Origin of the sequence: Jiangella gansuensis DSM 44835 (assembly GCF_000515395.1) — a bacterium.
Classification (GTDB): Bacteria; Actinomycetota; Actinomycetes; order Jiangellales; family Jiangellaceae; genus Jiangella; species Jiangella gansuensis.
Genome location: NZ_KI911782.1, coordinates 5457152 through 5472493, shown reverse-complemented (window position 1 = coordinate 5472493; position 15342 = coordinate 5457152). Strand labels below are relative to the sequence as shown.

General features: G+C 70.4%; 17 protein-coding genes and 1 pseudogene. 8 read left to right on the top strand and 10 right to left on the bottom strand.

Features of this window, described 5'->3' with window-relative positions; all coding sequences use genetic code 11:
• Positions 1–211: 211 nt before the first annotated feature.
• Both JIAGA_RS0125905 and JIAGA_RS0125900 read right to left on the bottom strand, forming a co-directional pair.
• Positions 212–553: pseudogene (locus JIAGA_RS0125905) on the bottom strand (MFS transporter); the annotation flags it as partial.
• Positions 513–1340, bottom strand: a complete 828-nt coding sequence (locus tag JIAGA_RS0125900; protein ID WP_026877907.1) for an NAD(P)H-binding protein — start codon at positions 1338–1340, stop codon at positions 513–515. The pseudogene JIAGA_RS0125905 and the gene JIAGA_RS0125900, both read right to left, overlap by 41 nt.
• A gap of 81 nt (positions 1341–1421) precedes the next feature.
• Between JIAGA_RS0125900 and JIAGA_RS0125895 the strand changes: the two genes are divergently transcribed.
• Genes JIAGA_RS0125895 through JIAGA_RS0125880 form a run of 4 tightly spaced genes read left to right on the top strand, consistent with a single transcriptional unit; the run spans position 1422 to position 3514 of the window.
• A complete protein-coding gene (locus JIAGA_RS0125895) occupies positions 1422–2351 on the top strand; it encodes an AraC family transcriptional regulator (RefSeq protein WP_026877906.1) in 930 nt (309 codons plus the stop codon).
• Positions 2352–2411: 60 nt separating this feature from the next.
• Entirely contained in the window at positions 2412–2618 is a 207-nt protein-coding gene (locus tag JIAGA_RS0125890; RefSeq protein ID WP_026877905.1) for a hypothetical protein, read from the top strand.
• A gap of 11 nt (positions 2619–2629) precedes the next feature.
• Positions 2630–3034 (top strand): PIN domain nuclease, encoded by a 405-nt coding sequence (locus JIAGA_RS0125885; RefSeq protein WP_211239854.1) that lies wholly within the window; start codon positions 2630–2632, stop codon positions 3032–3034.
• Between the two features lie 24 nt (positions 3035–3058).
• Positions 3059–3514, top strand: a complete 456-nt coding sequence (locus tag JIAGA_RS0125880; RefSeq protein ID WP_026877903.1) for a peroxiredoxin — start codon at positions 3059–3061, stop codon at positions 3512–3514.
• Between the two features lie 15 nt (positions 3515–3529).
• On the opposite strand, the gene JIAGA_RS0125875 is transcribed toward JIAGA_RS0125880, so the two are convergent.
• Positions 3530–4423, bottom strand: a complete 894-nt coding sequence (locus JIAGA_RS0125875; RefSeq protein ID WP_026877902.1) for an ABC transporter substrate-binding protein — start codon at positions 4421–4423, stop codon at positions 3530–3532.
• Positions 4424–4496: 73 nt separating this feature from the next.
• Here JIAGA_RS0125875 and JIAGA_RS0125870 point away from each other — a divergent pair, with 73 nt between their 5' ends.
• A complete protein-coding gene (locus tag JIAGA_RS0125870) occupies positions 4497–5369 on the top strand; it encodes an LppM family (lipo)protein (RefSeq protein WP_157553526.1) in 873 nt (290 codons plus the stop codon).
• A gap of 20 nt (positions 5370–5389) precedes the next feature.
• Here the strand turns inward: JIAGA_RS0125870 and JIAGA_RS0125865 are convergent, their stop codons facing one another.
• The gene (locus JIAGA_RS0125865; RefSeq protein ID WP_026877900.1) at positions 5390–6082 is read right to left on the bottom strand and encodes a YceI family protein; all 693 of its coding nucleotides are present in this window, start codon (positions 6080–6082) and stop codon (positions 5390–5392) included.
• Positions 6083–6186: 104 nt separating this feature from the next.
• Between JIAGA_RS0125865 and JIAGA_RS0125860 the strand changes: the two genes are divergently transcribed.
• Both JIAGA_RS0125860 and JIAGA_RS0125855 read left to right on the top strand, forming a co-directional pair.
• The gene (locus JIAGA_RS0125860; protein WP_026877899.1) at positions 6187–6903 is read left to right on the top strand and encodes a PIG-L deacetylase family protein; all 717 of its coding nucleotides are present in this window, start codon (positions 6187–6189) and stop codon (positions 6901–6903) included.
• Positions 6900–7859, top strand: coding sequence for a GNAT family N-acetyltransferase (locus tag JIAGA_RS0125855; protein ID WP_026877898.1), 960 nt, complete (start codon positions 6900–6902; stop codon positions 7857–7859). The genes JIAGA_RS0125860 and JIAGA_RS0125855 overlap by 4 nt, the downstream gene beginning before the upstream one ends.
• Positions 7860–7973: 114 nt before the next feature.
• Here the strand turns inward: JIAGA_RS0125855 and JIAGA_RS32455 are convergent, their stop codons facing one another.
• Complete coding sequence (locus tag JIAGA_RS32455; protein WP_051426756.1) at positions 7974–10463, bottom strand: phosphoketolase family protein; 2490 nt, start codon at positions 10461–10463, stop codon at positions 7974–7976.
• Between the two features lie 188 nt (positions 10464–10651).
• Here JIAGA_RS32455 and JIAGA_RS0125845 point away from each other — a divergent pair, with 188 nt between their 5' ends.
• Entirely contained in the window at positions 10652–10960 is a 309-nt protein-coding gene (locus JIAGA_RS0125845; RefSeq protein WP_026877897.1) for a hypothetical protein, read from the top strand.
• 91 nt (positions 10961–11051) lie between these two features.
• Here JIAGA_RS0125845 and sigJ read toward each other — a convergent pair whose 3' ends face one another.
• The 5 genes from sigJ to JIAGA_RS0125815 all read right to left on the bottom strand — a co-directional run bounded on the left by sigJ (position 11052) and on the right by JIAGA_RS0125815 (position 15217).
• Entirely contained in the window at positions 11052–11924 is an 873-nt protein-coding gene (gene sigJ / locus JIAGA_RS0125840) for an RNA polymerase sigma factor SigJ (RefSeq protein WP_211239853.1), read from the bottom strand.
• Positions 11921–12364 (bottom strand): carboxymuconolactone decarboxylase family protein, encoded by a 444-nt coding sequence (locus JIAGA_RS0125835; protein ID WP_035815345.1) that lies wholly within the window; start codon positions 12362–12364, stop codon positions 11921–11923. Before JIAGA_RS0125835 ends, sigJ begins: the two co-directional genes overlap by 4 nt.
• Positions 12365–12682: 318 nt before the next feature.
• Entirely contained in the window at positions 12683–13306 is a 624-nt protein-coding gene (locus JIAGA_RS0125825; RefSeq protein ID WP_026877894.1) for a superoxide dismutase, read from the bottom strand.
• A gap of 115 nt (positions 13307–13421) precedes the next feature.
• A complete protein-coding gene (locus JIAGA_RS0125820; protein ID WP_026877893.1) occupies positions 13422–14078 on the bottom strand; it encodes an acVLRF1 family peptidyl-tRNA hydrolase in 657 nt (218 codons plus the stop codon).
• 560 nt (positions 14079–14638) lie between these two features.
• Positions 14639–15217, bottom strand: coding sequence for a sugar O-acetyltransferase (locus tag JIAGA_RS0125815; RefSeq protein WP_026877892.1), 579 nt, complete (start codon positions 15215–15217; stop codon positions 14639–14641).
• Positions 15218–15342 lie beyond the last annotated feature (125 nt).

Below are 15342 nucleotides of genomic sequence, written 5' to 3'. Positions count from 1 at the left end.
TGCGTCTCCCGGCCTCCGTGGGACGGTGTCCGGCGTCCGGCCGGCGGGAGCTGCCGCAACAGGGTCACGACGAGGACGGCGACGGCGAGCCCCAGGCCGGTGCTGACCCATGCGGCCGCGTGGAACCCGTGGTGAACGCCTCGCGCCCGGCGGCGAGCTGAGCACTGCCGACCGGTTCCGGCAGGCGCTCGGCGGCGTCCATCGCTCCGCCGAGGGTGTCGCGGGACGCGTACGCCGCCAGCAGTGACGCGACGGCGAAGCCCGCCGAACCGATCACGAGCAGCCGGCGCCGGCCCACCCGGTCGCCGAGCGTACCCATGATCACCAGGAAGCCGGCGGTCAGGAAGCCGTAGATGTCGGTGATCCACAGCAGCTGACTGCTCGACGGTTGCAGGTCGGCGGTGAAGTACGGAGTGGCCAGCCACAGCATGCCGAGGTCGGCGGTCATCAGCGCCGTCGGCAGCAGGAGGACGACGAGGCCCAGCCACTCGCGGCGACCGGCCCGGGGCGGCTCAGTCACGCCAGGCGCCGGCCGCCGCGGCGTCCCGGACATACGTCGCGAAGTCGCGCGGCCCCCGGCCGAGGGCCTGCTGGACGCCGTCGGACAGGTGCGCGCTCAGGCCGTCCCGGATGTGCGCGTAGAGCGGGTCGAGGACGGCGACGACCTCGGCGGGGTAGCCGCGACCGGTCAGGTGGACCGCGTACTGCTGCGGGTCGACGGCGACGTAGCGCAGCGTGCGGCCGCTGGCTCGTGCCACCTCGGTGACCGCTTCCGCCCAGGTCAGCGCGCGCGGGCCAGACAGCTCGTAGGTCTGCCCGGCGTGCCGGTCGTCCAGCAGCGCGGCGGCGGCCACCTCGGCGAGGTCGTCCAGGTCGACGAACGGTTCCCGGCCGTCACCGACCGGCAACACCAGCTCACCGGCCCGGACAGCGTCGCTGATGAACGGGGTCTCGGCGAAGTTCTGCGCGAACCAGGTCGGCCGCAGGATCGTCCAGTTCACGCCGGCTGAGCGAACCGCCCGCTCGCCGGCGAGCATGGTGTCGTCACCCAGGTCGGCCCAGGCCCGGGCGGAGAGCAGCACCAGCCGCCGCACCCCGGCGGCGACCGCGCGTTGGACGAGTGGTTCGGTCAGGTCGGGTCGCTCGTCGTCGAGGACGATGTACAGGGCGTCGGCACCCTTCAGGGCCGGTTCCCAGGTGGTTTCGTCGGTCCAGTCGAAGCGGGTCGATCCGGAGCGGGAGGCCACCCGAGGATCGAGGCCGAGCTCGCGGAGACGGGAGGCCACCCGGCGGCCGGTCTTGCCGGTGCCGCCGAGGACGACGAGCTGCTGTTCGGTCATGGGATCGAGTCAACCGGCCATGGCCGAGACGGAGAATGGCTCAGAATCTCGTTTGGATGTCTGAGCGTCTAGGATCGGGGCATGGAGGACGCCCTGTCGAACCTGCTCGCCCAGGTGCGCCCGCACGGCGCCCTGTTCGAGACGTCCACGCTCACGCCGCCATGGTCGCTGCGGTTCGAGGAGCGCTCACCACTGACCCTGCTGACCATGCTCAGTGGCTCGGCGTGGATCACGCTGGACGGTGCCGCCCCCGTGCCCATCGGCCCCCGCGACGTCGTCCTCGTCGTCGGCGCCACGCCGTACACCGTCAGCGACCAGCCCGGGACCGAGCCGGGCATCGTCATCCACGGAAGCGACGTGTGCACCTCGCCGGACGGGCGGCCGCTCGCCGACGACCTAAACATGTGCCGCCTCGGACCGGACTGGGAGGCGTCGGCGAACCTGCTCAAGAGCACCTACCAGGTGCGCGGCAACATCTCCGACCGGGTGCTGAGCGCGCTGCCGCCGGTGGTCGTGGTGCCGGCCGGGCCGTGTCCCGCCATGGACATGATCGTCGCCGAGCTCGGCAACGACGTCCCCGGGCAGCAGGTGATGCTGGACCGGCTGCTCGACCTGCTGCTCATCTGCACGTTGCGCGCCTGGCTGGACCGGCCCGACTCCTGCGCCCCGGCCTGGTACCGGGCGCACGGTGACGTCGTCGTGGGCACCGCGCTGAAACTGATCCACGACGACCCCGCGCACCCGTGGACGGTGGCCACCCTGGCCGCCAAGGCGGGCGCCTCCCGGGCCGCGTTCGCCCGCCGGTTCGCCGAACTGGTCGGGCAGACACCCATGGCCTACCTCACCGAGTGGCGGCTGTGCGCGGCCGCGGACCTGCTGCGCGACACCGATGCGACCGTGGAGTCGATCGCGCGGCGCGTTGGGTACGCCAACGCCTACGCGCTCAGCGTCGCGTTCAAACGGGTCTACGGCGTCCGGCCGAGCGAACACCGTTCGGAGCTGGTGACATGACCCGTGCCGTATATACTGATTGAGTTCAAGCGGATATATGAACGCGAGCGAGGTGAGCCCATGACCAAGCGGCTGGTCGAGATTGATGACACCGACTTGGAAGCGGCCAAGGAGGCGCTGGCCACCACAACCATCAAGGACACCGTGGCCAAGGCGCTACGCGAAGCCAGTGCGCAAGCTGCCCGCCGTCGTGAGATCACACGGTTGACCGCGGGCTCGCTCGAGGGGCTGGCGGCCAAGGAGGATCGACTGAAGCTGTGGCGGTAGTTGCTCGCTACGTGATCGACACCAGCGCAGCGGCCCGGATGCGACACGAAGCCGTCGCGGACCAGGTGGTTCCGTTGATCAGCGCAGGCTTGGTGGCGACCTGTGCTCCGCTGGACTTCGAGGCGCTCTTCAGCCCACGCGATCCGCGCGATTACGAGAGACAGCGAAACGATCGTCGAGCGGCGTACGAGTACCTGCCGACGAGCGACGAAGACTGGCAACGGGTCTTCGAGGTGCACGCTGCGCTCGCGAAGGTATCCAGGTGGCGCGACGTCGGAATGCCCGATCTTCTCGTGGCTGCGATAGCTGAGCGCCACGGCGCGACGTTGCTGCACTATGACGCGGACTTCGACACGATTCGGAACGTGACGAGGCAAGACGCCCGGTGGGTCGTGCCACGCGGAAGCGTGCCGTGAGATTCGGACGTGCAGAATGAGGCGATGGATGCTGGTGATCTCGTCGACGACTTCGAACTCCCCGACCAGGACGGCACGCCCTGCCGGTTGAGCGACCTGCTCGCCAAAGGTCCGGTGGTCCTGTTCTTCTACCCAGGCGCCATGACGAAGGGCTGCACCGCCGAGGCGTGTCACTTCCGGGACCTGTCCGCGCAGTTCGCCGAGGCCGGCGCGCAGCCGGTCGGCATCAGTGCCGACGCCGTCGAGAAGCAGCAGCAGTTCGACGGACTCCACGGCTTCGGTTTCCCGCTGCTCAGCGACACCGATCGCACAGTCGCGGAGCAGTTCGGCGTCCGGCGCCGGCTCGTGCCCGTCGCGGTCAAACGGCACACGTTCGTCATCGGCACCGACTCCCGGGTCATCGGCGTCATCCGCAGCGAGCTCGACATGGAGCGGCACGCGGACCGGGCGCTGGAGATCCTGGCCGACCGCGCGGCCTGACCGCCTGGTCCGGGTTCAGGCGACCCGGCGGGCCAGGGCCGGGTCCGGTGTTCCGAGGGCGTCCGGGTGCAGGATCGCGGCCAGCGCCTCGACCCCGTCGACGAGCCGAGGGCCGGGCCGGGCGAACGACGCGTTCGCGTCCACCGCCCAGACCGGCGTGCCCGATGGCACCATGCCGCCGCGCCGCACCAGGTCGTCGGCCAGCCGGGCCGACTCGTCCAGCCCGAATCCGCACGGCGCGCACACGATCACGTCGGCGCCGGCTGCGGCGACATCGGGCCAGCCGACCCGGTACGACTTCTCGCCGGCGCGCCCCAGCACGTTCCGTCCGCCGGCAGCGGTGACCATGTCCGGAACCCAGTGCCCGGGAGCGAACGGCGGATCGGTCCATTCCAGCACCAGTGCCGGCACCTCCGGCCGGCCGTTCGTCGCGGCGCGCACCGCCGCCGGCCGGGCCGTCAGCGCGTCGACGAGCTCGCCGGCGCGCGGCATCGTGCCCGTGGCCGCACCGATGGTGCGAATGGAGTCCAGCACCTGCGTCAGGTCGCCCGGGTCGATGGTGAGCACCTCCGCGGTGCAGGCCAGATGATCCAGCGCGGCGTGCACGTCGGCGACATCGACGGCGCACACCGCGCAGAGGTCCTGGGTGAGCACGAGGTCGGCGTCCAGACCGGCCAGCGCACCCTCGTCCAGGTGATAGAGATCCTGTCCGTCGGCCATCCTCGCGGCGACCACGCGGTCGATCTCGGCCGGTGACAGTCCCTCCGGCATGGCGCTGGCCGACACGATGCGCCGCGAGCGCGCCTCGGCCGGGAAGTCGCACTCGAACGTCACGCCCACGACGTCGTCCCCCGCGCCGAGCGCGAAGAGGATCTCCGTCGTCGACGGCAACAGTGACACGATCCGCACCCCAACACCGTAGCCGGGGAATTCGCGGCGGTAGAAGGTGCCCGAAGCATGATCGTTGTGCCAGGCTGCGCCCATGAGACGAGCGACCCCAGTGCGGGCACTGGCCGTGGCCGTGATGGCGGCGGCGCTGACCGGATGCCTGAAAGTCGATATGGAGCTGGACGTCAACACCGACGACACCGTCGACGGCGAAATGGTCTTCGCCGTCAGCCGCGACGTCATGGCCATGGCCGAATCGATGGGCGAGGACCCTGACGCCCTCCTCGACGAGCTGGAACAGCAGGGCGGACTGCCCGACGACACCGAGGTCGAGGAGTACGAGGACGACGACTACGTCGGCCAGCGGTTCGTCTTCGACGGCGTAGCGCTCTCGGAGTTCAGCCAGGACGAAGGCGGCTTCGAGATCGTGCACGAGGGCGACGAGTTCGTCGTCAGCGGCACTATGGACATGTCCGACATGGACATGGGCGGCATGACTGGCGAGGACCTGGAAGGCCTCGAGGACGAGCTCGGCGGCGACCTCGGGGACCTCGGCGACCTCGAGGGCATGATGGAGTCGTTCGACCTGCAGCTCAGCATCACGTTCCCGGGCGAGGTGCGCGAACACAACGGTGAGCTCGACGGCACCACCGTCACTTGGACCCCGGTGCCGGGCGAGAACGTCGAGATCATGGCCCGGTCCGCGGACTCCGGCGGCGCCGGCGGCGACGGGCTGCCGGTCTGGCTGTGGATCCTGATCGTCGTCGTGGTCGTCGCGCTGGCCGCGTTGCTGTTCTTCCTCGCCCGCAATCGCAACAAGGCGGCGCCGGGGGAGCCCGGGGCTTCGGCGGGCCCGGCCGCGGCCGGAGCCGTCCCGCCTCCTCCGCCCGGACCGTCGAACGAGCCGCCCGCGCCGGGCAGTGTGCCGCCGGCACCGGGCAGTGTGCCGCCGGCACCGCCGCGCTGACGACGAGCGAGGTGGTCCCGTCAGCTCCGGCTGAGTGTCAACAGGAACTCGACGGTGCCCTGGTCCTCGACCCGGACGAACCCGAGATTCGGCGGGTCCACCTCGAAGTCGGCGAACGTGATCTCAGCGGAACCGGCCACCTGCACGTCGTCGCCGGAGACCTGCAGATCGAGCTGGACCTCCACCGGGCGGGTGACGTCGCGCACCGTGAGCTCACCGGTGGCCGTGAGGCTGACCGGCCCGTCGCCGAGCTCGTCCAGCGGCACCGGTTCCGTCAACGTGAACGTCGACGTCGGGAACTCGTCGGTCTGCATGATGGGGCCGCTGAACTGGCCGTCCCGCGCGTCGCTGTCGGTGGTGATGCTGGCCATGTCGACCGTCACCTCGGCCTCGGTGGCGGAACCGTCGGCGACGGCGACCTGCCCGGTGACCTCGCTGGTGCGGCCCACCACCGTGTTGTCCTGGCCGTTGAGCACCTCGTCGACCCGGTAGCCGGCCTCGGACCCGTCGGCGACGGTCCAGGTGCCGTCCAGGTCCGCTGCCGACACCGCCTGCCCATCCCCGTCCGGCGAGCCGGTCTCGAGCGCCAGCGGAGCGGGGGCGTCGTCGCTGATGACGTTGACGTAGAGGTACGTTCCGCCGACGACGAGGACCACTAGCGCGGCCAGGCCGCCCACGCCGATCAGTAGGCGACGGCGGGTCTTCGGGGACATCCGAGGTACCTCCAGGGCGTCGGGGGTGGACCTGTTCGTTATACGAGGAACTGACCGGAGAGGATGGCGGTTCCGGAAACTGACTTCGGCAGGAGGAGCGGGACGTGGCAGCGCGCACGGTCATGGCCGTCGGCGGACACATCGGAGACATGGACTTGGCGGCCGGGCCGCTGCTGGCACAGGTGGTGAACGACGGCGGCCGGGCCGTCCTGGTCGCCCTGACCCCGGGGGAGCGCGGACACCCGCGGCTGGGCGTCGACGAGTACAAGGCGCAGAAGATCGCCGAAGGCCAGGCGTTCGCGGCCGGCATCGGTGCGGAGTTCCACGTCTTCGACGATCTGTCCGACGGCTTCCTGCCGGCGACCGACGACGTCGCGGCCCGGGTGGCGCGGCTGATCCGGGCGGTCCGGCCGGACTGGCTGATCGCGCACTGGAGGAACAGCATCCACACCGACCACGAGAACGCCTCCACCGTCGCCGAACGGGCCCGCTTCCTCGCCGGGTTGCCCGGGTGGGCTCCCGGCGACGGCGGCGCGCCCAGCGACGGTGAGCGGCACGGCGTCGGGCGGCTGTTCTACGCGGAGAACTGGGAGGACGCCCACGGGTTCGCCGCGGACACGTACCTGCCGGTCTCCGCCGACGCCTACGAGCGATGGCGGGCCGCGATCGAGGGGCAGGCGTTCGCCCGCGGCGAGACCTATGGGTTCCGGTACATCGACTATTACACCGCGCAGCTGACCCTGCGCGGCTGCCTGGCACGCACCGACCGGGCGGTCGCGCTGGCCAGCAGCGATGACGCCCCGGTGGAGGTGCTCACATGACCCGGCTGCGTGGCTACCGGCCCGGCGACCTCGAAGCGCTGGTGGCGTTGACGGAGGCCGGGCAGCCGGCCGACCCGGTCAGCCGCGAGTGGTTCGCCGAGAACATCCTGCTCGATGCGAACTTCGACCCGGACGGGCTGATCGTCGCCGTCGACGGCACCGGGCCGGTGGGGTTCGTCCACGCGGTCGCCGGTCGTCGCGAAGCCGGCCCCATACCCGTCGACCCGGCCGGCGGCTGGCTGACCATCGGCACCGTCCATCCGGCGGCCCGCCGGCGCGGTATCGGGACCAAGCTCGTCGAACGCGCACTGGCGTTCCTGCGTGACAGCGGCGCAGCCTGGGCGAACTGGTCGGCGTACCCGCCCGCGTACTTCCTGCCCGGCCTGGACGCCGAACGGTACCCGGAGGGCCTGCGGTTGCTGGAACGGCTCGGGTTCCGGACGCTCTATCAGCCGGTCGCGATGGACCTGGGCCTGGCGACGTACGCGATGCCGGCCGCGGTCACGGACCTGCTGGCCGAGCGGAACGCCGAGGGCTTCACCTTCGGGCCGGCCCGCTACGACGACCTCCCCGACGTCATGACCTTCGCCGCCGACCAACTCGCCCCCGACTGGGGCGAGGCGATCCGGCAGTCGGTGCTGCGGCACGGCCGGCCGGACCGGGTCGTGGTGTGCCGCGACCCCGACGGCGTCATGGTCGGCTTCGCCACCTACGGCGCCTACCGCGGGCTGCCGGAGCGGTTCGGCCCGTTCGGCGTGGCCCCGGTCCGCCGCGGTCTCGGCCTCGGGAAGGTGCTGCTTCACGTGACGCTGACCCAGATGCGCGCTGAGGGCGCCCACAGCGCGTGGTTCCTGTGGACCGGTCCCGACACTCCCGCCGGGCGCCTCTACCTCGACGCCGGCTTCACCGTGACGCGCACCTTCCACGTCCTCCGCGCCGACCTGACCTCGAAATGATCACGTCCACCATGGGTGCTCCCGCTCCACCAGGCATGCATCCGTGGTGGGGCGGGAGCACCCATGCCGAACGTGATCATTTACGGGCGAGCCCGGGGGGGTGACGACGCCGGCTCAGCCGGAGGTGCTCTCCCCTTTCACCGGGGCGGCCGTGGCGAAATCGGAGGCGGTGTCGTCGCCGGTGCTGCCCGGAAGGCCGAGCTCTCGCGCCGCGGGCCACGCCCAGTCGGCGACCGCTGGGATGTCGGTGCCGTGTTCGCGGGTGTACTGCCGGGCGCGCAGCCGCGCGTCGGCCATCCGCTGCCGCAGCGCCGCCTGCCGGGAGCCGAGCCCCGACACCCGGTCGATGACGTCCATCACCAGGTGGTAGCGGTCCAGGTCGTTGAGCATCACCATGTCGAACGGCGTGGTGGTGGTGCCTTCCTCCTTGTAGCCGCGCACGTGGATGTTGTCGTGGTTGGTGCGCCGGTAGGTCAGCCGGTGGATCAGCCAGGGGTAGCCGTGGTACGCGAACACGACCGGCTTGTCCGTGGTGAACAGCGCGTCGAACTCGCGGTCCGGCAGCCCGTGCGGGTGCTCGCGTTCGTCCTGCAGTCGCATGAGGTCGACGACGTTGATGACGCGGACCTTCAGGTCCGGCAGCTCCGAGCGCAGCAGGTCGACCGCGGCCAGGGTCTCGATGGTGGGCACGTCGCCGGCGCAGGCCATCACGACGTCCGGGTCGCCGTCCGCGCCGTCGCTGCTGGCCCATTCCCAGATGCCGATGCCGCGGGTGCAGTGCGCGATGGCTTCGTCCATGGTCAGCCACTGCGGCCCGGGTTGCTTGCCGGCGACGACGACGTTGACGTAGTCGCGGCCGCGCAGGCAGTGGTCGTAGGTGGACAGCAGCGTGTTGGCGTCCGGCGGCAGGTACACCCGGATGACGTCGGCCTTCTTGTTGACGACGTGGTCGATGAAGCCGGGGTCCTGGTGCGAGAAGCCGTTGTGGTCCTGCCGCCACACGTGGGACGACAGCAGGTAGTTCAGTGACGGGACGGGTGCTCGCCACGGGATGCCGCGTGACACCTTGAGCCACTTGGCGTGCTGGTTGAACATGGCGTCGATGATGTGGATGAACGCCTCGTAGCAGTTGAACAGTCCGTGCCGGCCGGTCAGCAGGTAACCCTCGAGCCAGCCTTGGCACTGGTGCTCCGACAGCATCTCCATGACCCGGCCGGCCGGCGACAGGTCCTCGTCGACCGGAAGCGTCTCGGCCAGCCAGGTCTTGCCGGCCACGTCGACCGTGGCGTTGAGCCGGTTCGACGCGGTCTCGTCCGGGCCGAACACACGCATGGTGGTCGGGTTGGCACGCAACACGTCGGCCAGCCACACGCCGAGCACACGGGTGGGTTCGGCAACCGTCCCGCCCGGCACCGGCACCTGCACGGCGTGGCGGCGGAAGTCCGGCAGCGTCAGGTCCCGCGTGAGCAGCCCGCCGTTGGCGTGCGGGTTGGCGCTCATCCGCCGGGTTCCCGACGGCGACAGCTCGCGCAGGTCGGCGCGGAGCCGGCCGTCGTCGTCGAACAGTTCCTCGGGCCGGTAGGAGCGCATCCAGCTCTCCAGCAGCCGGGTGTACTCCTCGTTGCCGCGCACGGCGCTCATGGGCACCTGGTGCGAGCGGTAGGTGTCCTCGACCTGGTGTCCGTCGACCTCTCGCGGCCCGGTCCAGCCTTTCGGGGTGCGGAAGACGATCATGGGCCAGGGTGGACGGTGGTCGGTGCGGCCGTTGTCGGCGGCTTCGGCGCGGATCGCCGCGATGTGGTCGAGCACCTCGTCGAGAAGAGTGGCGAAGCGGCGGTGGATGTCGATCGGATCCTCGTCGTCGAAGCCGCCGTCGAACCAGTACGGCGTGTGTCCGTAGCCGACCATCAGCGACTCGAGTTCGGCGCGTGGGATGCGGGCCAGCACCGTCGGGTTGGCGATCTTGTAGCCGTTGAGGTGCAGGATCGGCAGTACGGTGCCGTCGGTCACCGGGTTGAGGAACTTGTTGCTGTGCCAGGAGGTGGCCAGCGGCCCGGTTTCCGCCTCCCCGTCGCCGATGACGGTGGCCACCGTCAGGCCGGGATTGTCGAACGCGGCGCCGTAGGCGTGCGCGAGCGCGTAGCCCAGTTCGCCGCCCTCGTGAATGGAACCGGGCGTCTCCGGCGCGACATGGCTGGGGATCCCACCGGGGAAGGAGAACTGCCGGAACAGCTCGCGCAGGCCGGCTTCGTCGTCGCCGACGTGCGCGTAGACCTCGCTGTAGGTGCCGTCCAACCAGGCGGCGGAGACCAGCGACGGGCCGCCGTGCCCGGGACCGGAGATGTAGATCATGTCCAGGTCGCGCTGGACGATGGCGCGGTTCAGGTGGGCGTAGAGGAAGTTCTGTCCAGGTGATGTGCCCCAGTGGCCGAGCAGCCGCGGCTTGACGTGTTCGGCCCGCAGCGGTTCGCGGAGCAGCGGGTTGTCCAGCAGGTAGATCTGCCCGACCGAGAGATAGTTCGCAGCACGCCACCACGCGTCGATCCGGGTGAGCAGGTCGTCGGTGATCTGGGCCTTCGCGTCGCGGGTCGCCTTCCTGAGCATCGTCGCCGTTCCTTCCGATCGGTCGGCTCGGTCCGTCACCAGCATGGCCCGGCTTCGGCTGTTCGCGTACCCGACGGCCGAACAGTCATACGGGTTTCTCAGCGCCGTCTTCGGTTCCTCTCAGGTTCGCCGGAAAGGATCAGTGCCACGAGGCGGAGATGAGATTTCTTCGCCGGAGGAGGACGGCGATGTACGCGATGACGACGGCCGCGGATCTGCTCGGTGTGACGCCCAGTGCGCTCGAAGCCGCGCTCGCCAGAGGCGAGACGGTCCTGAGCCTGACGAGGGCGTGCGGCCTCGACCCGCACTGGATGGTCGAGGCGGTGGTGGACTCGGAGGCAGCGGACCTGACGGCGCTCGCGACCATCGCCGGGTTCGGCCCGGATGACGTGGAACTGTTCGGCCGCGAGCTGCGCGCCTACCTGGTCGCGTTCGTCGCCGACGGCGAGGACGCCGCGGACCGCCTGTACGACCAGCGGGTGTTGCAAGCAGCGTGACCATGCCAGGTCAGGCGCCCTGTGCCTCGGCCACCCGACGCATCCAGTACTGAAGCCAGGGCGTAGAGGGCCCGGCGGGCGAGCGGTGCGATCACGTGACCGGCGTCAACAGGGGCAGCCGGGCCAACTTGTCCGGGTTGGCGACGGCGAACAGGCCGCTGATGCGCCCGTCGACGACGGTGAACGTGACGGCCTGTGGGTTGTCCAGGCCCAGCACCGCGCCCGGTGTCGCGTTGAGCTCGACGGCGACGAAGGGCGGACGGTGCCGGCTGTGGATACCGGCGAAGAACCGGGCCACGTTGTCCGCGCCGCGCACGGGGTTGCGAGCCGCCTTGACCTTGCCGCCGCCGTCGGTCCAGGCGACGACCTCGTCGTGCAGCAGGGCGCGCAGCCGGGCGAGGTCACCGTCACGGGCGGCGCGCAGGAACCGGTCGAGAAGCGCGGCGTGTTCGCGGCGGCTGGGCGCGAAGCGGCGGCGGTCGTCGGCCAGCCGGGCGGCGGCTCTGCGGTGTAGTTGCCGGCAGTGCTCGGGGGTGCGCTCGACGATTTCGGCGATCTGCGCGTACGGCAGCTCGAACGCACTGCGCAGGACGAACACGGCCCGTTCGACCGGATCGAGACGCTCCATCAGGAACAGCGTGGCGACGGAGAGGGTGTCGCGCCGCTCGGCGGTCTCCTGCGGGTCGGCTGGCGTCCCGCCGGTGATGATCGGGTCCGGCAGCCACGGTCCGACATAGCGTTCGCGGGCCTTCCGTTCACGCAGCCGGTCCAGTGCCAGCCGGGCGACCATCCGGGACAGGTAGCGGCGCGGTTCGGCCACGTCGGCGCGGTCGACCGAGCTCCAGCGCAGGTAGGCGTCCTGGAGGATGTCCTCGGCATCGCCGGTGGAGCCCAGCATCCGGTACGCCATGCCCAGCAGCATCGGCCGGTGGCGCTGGAGGTCGGTCGCCGCGTCGATGGTCACCCTCGCTGTGGTGGCTCGGTCCGCGTTGGCACGGTGATGCGGTTCCACGCGTTGATGGTGACGATGGCGAGCAACAGATCGGCGAGCTCACGCTCCTCGAAGTGCTTCGCGGCGGTGTCCCAGACGTCGTCGGGCACCCCACCCGGGGAGAGCCGGGTGACGGCGTCGGTCAGCGCGAGCGCGGCCCGCTCCCGCTCGTCGAAGAAGGGCGCGTCGTGCCACGCCGCGGTGGCGTACAGGCGGTGGTGGTGTTCGCCGGCGGCCACCGCGTCGCGGCTGTGCATGTCGACGCAGAACGAGCACTCGTTGATGATCGAGGCGCGCATCTTGACCAGATGCAGGAGGGTGTGGTCGAGGTTGGCCTGGACGTACTGCTCCAGACCCAGCACGGCGCGGTACCCCTCCGGCGCCACGGTGGGGACGTTCAGGCGTTGCGTCATGTCGGTCCTCTCGGTGTGATGCGTGGACACCGAGACGACGGAACCGGCGGGGTCGAGCGTGACGATCACCGGTGTGAGCCCGGACACAGCGGCGGACGACAAACGCCCGCGTCGGCGACGCGGGCGTGACGGAGCGGCGATGCGCTCACAGGATGGACAGCAGCCAGCCGGACACCACCGCCGCATACCCGAGCACCAGCGCGGCGATGGCCACCCGCAGGGCGGTGCCGCGCCGGTGCGGTTGCGGCGGTGGCTTGAACACGGCTGCCTCCGTCGGTGCGAGGTGGCTGGCAGGGTGCCGACCGCCTCAGCGGTTGCTCACGGCGTGATGAGACCCGCCGTCTTCGACCGGGCCGCCTCGAACCGCGCGGCGACGTCCGGCCAGTTGACGATGTTCCAGAACGCGGCCACGTAGTCGGGCTTCACGTTCTTGTACTGAAGGTAGAAGGCGTGCTCCCACATGTCGAGCATGAGCAGCGGGACGGTGCCGGCCGCCAGGTTGCCCTGGTGGTCGTAGAGCTGCTCGATGACGAGGCGCTGGCCGATGGACTCCCAGGCCAGGATGGACCAGCCGGAGCCCTGGATGCCCAGCGCGGCCGCCGTGTAGTGCGCGCGGAAGCCGTCGAAGGAACCGAAGAACTCGTCGACGGCGGCACCGAGCTCACCGTCGGGCTTGTCGCCGCCCTCGGGCGAGAGGTTGTTCCAGAACACCGTGTGGTTGACGTGCCCGGCGAGGTTGAATGCCAGGTTCTTCTGCAACTGGTTCACGGTGTCGAGCTTGTTGGCGGAGCGGGCCTCTTCCAGCTGCTCCAGCGCGGTGTTGGTGCCGGTGACGTACGTCTGGTGGTGCTTGGAGTGGTGCAGCTCCATGATCTGGCCGGCGATGTGCGGCTCGAGCGCACCGTAGTCGTAGGGGAGATCCGGAAGAGAATAGGCAGCCATTCCTCAAATTCCTCTCGACGACGATCGTCCAGGCGCGAAGCCTGTCACTGGCTAACCTACGCCTTGCCCGCGGACGGCCACCACACACCGCCGGAAGTCTCGCGTGTTGGCCCGATCACGGTTCGGCTGAGGGTTCCGGTTCCGGCTCCGACAACGCGATCCGGACCGCTCGGAACCGCGCCGGTGTCTGCTTCAGCACCGCGAGCTTCGGATCGGGGACGGCGAGCGGCGCGCCCGCCGTCAGCGACCGAAGCCCTGCCAGCCGCCGGTCGGTCAGCACGGCGTCGACGGCGGCGCGGTCGCCACCGGTGACGACGGCGTCGAGGCTCGCCAGGTGGGGGAGCAGCACCCGTGCGGCGACGTCGGCGGCTGCTTCGAAGGCTTCCCGGGCCTGCTTCTCGCGCCGCCGGGCGAATCGCTGTTGCGACTGGCCGCCCGCCGCGGTGCGGCCCTGCACGTGCCGGGACCCGACCTTGGAGGCGATCAGCCGGGTGCCGTCGAAGACTCCCACCGCGTAGCCGCCCCGGCGCACGAGGAGGACGCCGACCCGCCGGTCCGTCGCCGCGTGCGCCAGCAGCCCCCCGAAGGGCGCGTCGTCGTCGGGGTGCAGTGGTGGGAACGGCACGGCGCAGCGAGCGACGGCGCCGTCGGCAGCGCGGACGACGACGGCGTCGGGCCCGGCCTCGTGGTGGGTGCTGCCGTGCCGGCGCGCGAACCCGGCCAGCCAGGCGGGCAGCCGTTCGGCCGGGATGTCGAGCGCGCGGTCGGGCATGGGACGAGCATGCCGGTGTGCGGCGGAGGTTGCGACCCCGGCCTCCGCAGCGAGCCGGGGCCGCAACCGGCATGGGGAGCGCCGCCACGGGCCCGTGGGTCGGTGCTCAGCGTTGCCTCGTCGCCTGATCGGGCTGCCAACGGCCCGAGATCGATGATCCGGTGGTGTCCTGGTCCACGGCGGCGGATCGGTGTCCGCTGCCCTCTCGGCACGTCGCCTGCGGCCCGGTGGTCGATTGCCGTAGGGAGAGAACCCCGCCGGCACGGCCGACGTGATCTCTTCTTCGATTCCTACACCATAACGGGCAGATCGTCGAGGTCCGTGTCACGAGCCGGCCACAACCCCGGGTGAGGTGTCGGATCGGGGCAGGCGCGTTCGTAGCAGGGGTGAGTGGTCGCCCACGAGGCAGCGGCGAGCTGGTCCGCTGGCTGCTCGGGAACAGCCTCGTCGACGAGATGAACCTCTTCGACGTGTCGACTCGCGAGCCTTTCCGAAGGGCGTCACGCTCCAGGTCTACCGGCCGGCCGGGCGTCCACGGTATACAACCAGCCGAGCATGTCCTACCAACGTCGGCGCACGGTGCCTTTGGGCCCGGCGACCAGGCTCGCCGCCGGAACGTCGTCGGCCACGATCGTCCCGGCCGCGACAACGGAGTCGCGGCCGATGCTGACGCCGGGCAGGATCATCGCGCCGGCACCGATCCACACGTTCTCCGCCACATCGATGGGTGCACCGGAGAGGAACTGGCGCCGCTCGTCGGGGTCCACCGGGTGGCCCATCGTGATGAACGTGGCCTTCGGGCCGACCATCACGCCCTCGGCCAACCGGATGCCGGCGTAGTCGAGGAATGTGCAGCCCTGATTGATGAAGACCCGCTCTGCCAAGTCCAAGCGAAGGCCGTGGTCGGTGTAGAAGGGCGGGTAGATCGTCACTCTCTCTGGGAGAGGGCGGCCCAGAATCTGTTCGAGCAGTGCCGCCTTGCCCGCCTCGTCATCGAACGGGAGGACGTTGAGGCGAGAGGTCAGCTCCGTGGCCCGCAACACCCTCTCGCTCATCGCCTTGAACTCGACGCCCAGGACTCGCTCGCCCCTGGCTTGGAGCTCCGGGTCGTGGATCAGCATGAAGCGGTCGTTGGTCATTCGGCGATTGTCATGCAACGAGCGACTGAGACGCGCCCTAGCTGTACCCGGCCAAGAGGTTGGTAGCGGGCGTGTCGGGTTGAACAGGTGAGAGCCCCCGGGTGGGGTGTGGCTTGTCGAAGGCT

Excerpts from the sequence above, each read along its gene's own strand:
- JIAGA_RS0125900 (WP_026877907.1), bottom strand. The coding sequence starts at position 1,340 with ATGACCGAACAGCAGCTCGTCGTCCTCGGCGGCACCGGCAAGACCGGC.
- JIAGA_RS0125895 (WP_026877906.1), top strand. The coding sequence starts at position 1,422 with ATGGAGGACGCCCTGTCGAACCTGCTCGCCCAGGTGCGCCCGCACGGC.
- JIAGA_RS0125890 (WP_026877905.1), top strand. The coding sequence starts at position 2,412 with ATGACCAAGCGGCTGGTCGAGATTGATGACACCGACTTGGAAGCGGCC.
- JIAGA_RS0125880 (WP_026877903.1), top strand. The coding sequence starts at position 3,059 with ATGGATGCTGGTGATCTCGTCGACGACTTCGAACTCCCCGACCAGGAC.
- JIAGA_RS0125870 (WP_157553526.1), top strand. The coding sequence starts at position 4,497 with ATGAGACGAGCGACCCCAGTGCGGGCACTGGCCGTGGCCGTGATGGCG.
- JIAGA_RS0125865 (WP_026877900.1), bottom strand. The coding sequence starts at position 6,082 with ATGTCCCCGAAGACCCGCCGTCGCCTACTGATCGGCGTGGGCGGCCTG.
- JIAGA_RS0125855 (WP_026877898.1), top strand. The coding sequence starts at position 6,900 with ATGACCCGGCTGCGTGGCTACCGGCCCGGCGACCTCGAAGCGCTGGTG.
- JIAGA_RS32455 (WP_051426756.1), bottom strand. The coding sequence starts at position 10,463 with ATGCTCAGGAAGGCGACCCGCGACGCGAAGGCCCAGATCACCGACGAC.
- JIAGA_RS0125845 (WP_026877897.1), top strand. The coding sequence starts at position 10,652 with ATGTACGCGATGACGACGGCCGCGGATCTGCTCGGTGTGACGCCCAGT.
- JIAGA_RS0125835 (WP_035815345.1), bottom strand. The coding sequence starts at position 12,364 with ATGACGCAACGCCTGAACGTCCCCACCGTGGCGCCGGAGGGGTACCGC.
- JIAGA_RS0125825 (WP_026877894.1), bottom strand. The coding sequence starts at position 13,306 with ATGGCTGCCTATTCTCTTCCGGATCTCCCCTACGACTACGGTGCGCTC.
- JIAGA_RS0125820 (WP_026877893.1), bottom strand. The coding sequence starts at position 14,078 with ATGCCCGACCGCGCGCTCGACATCCCGGCCGAACGGCTGCCCGCCTGG.
- JIAGA_RS0125815 (WP_026877892.1), bottom strand. The coding sequence starts at position 15,217 with ATGACCAACGACCGCTTCATGCTGATCCACGACCCGGAGCTCCAAGCC.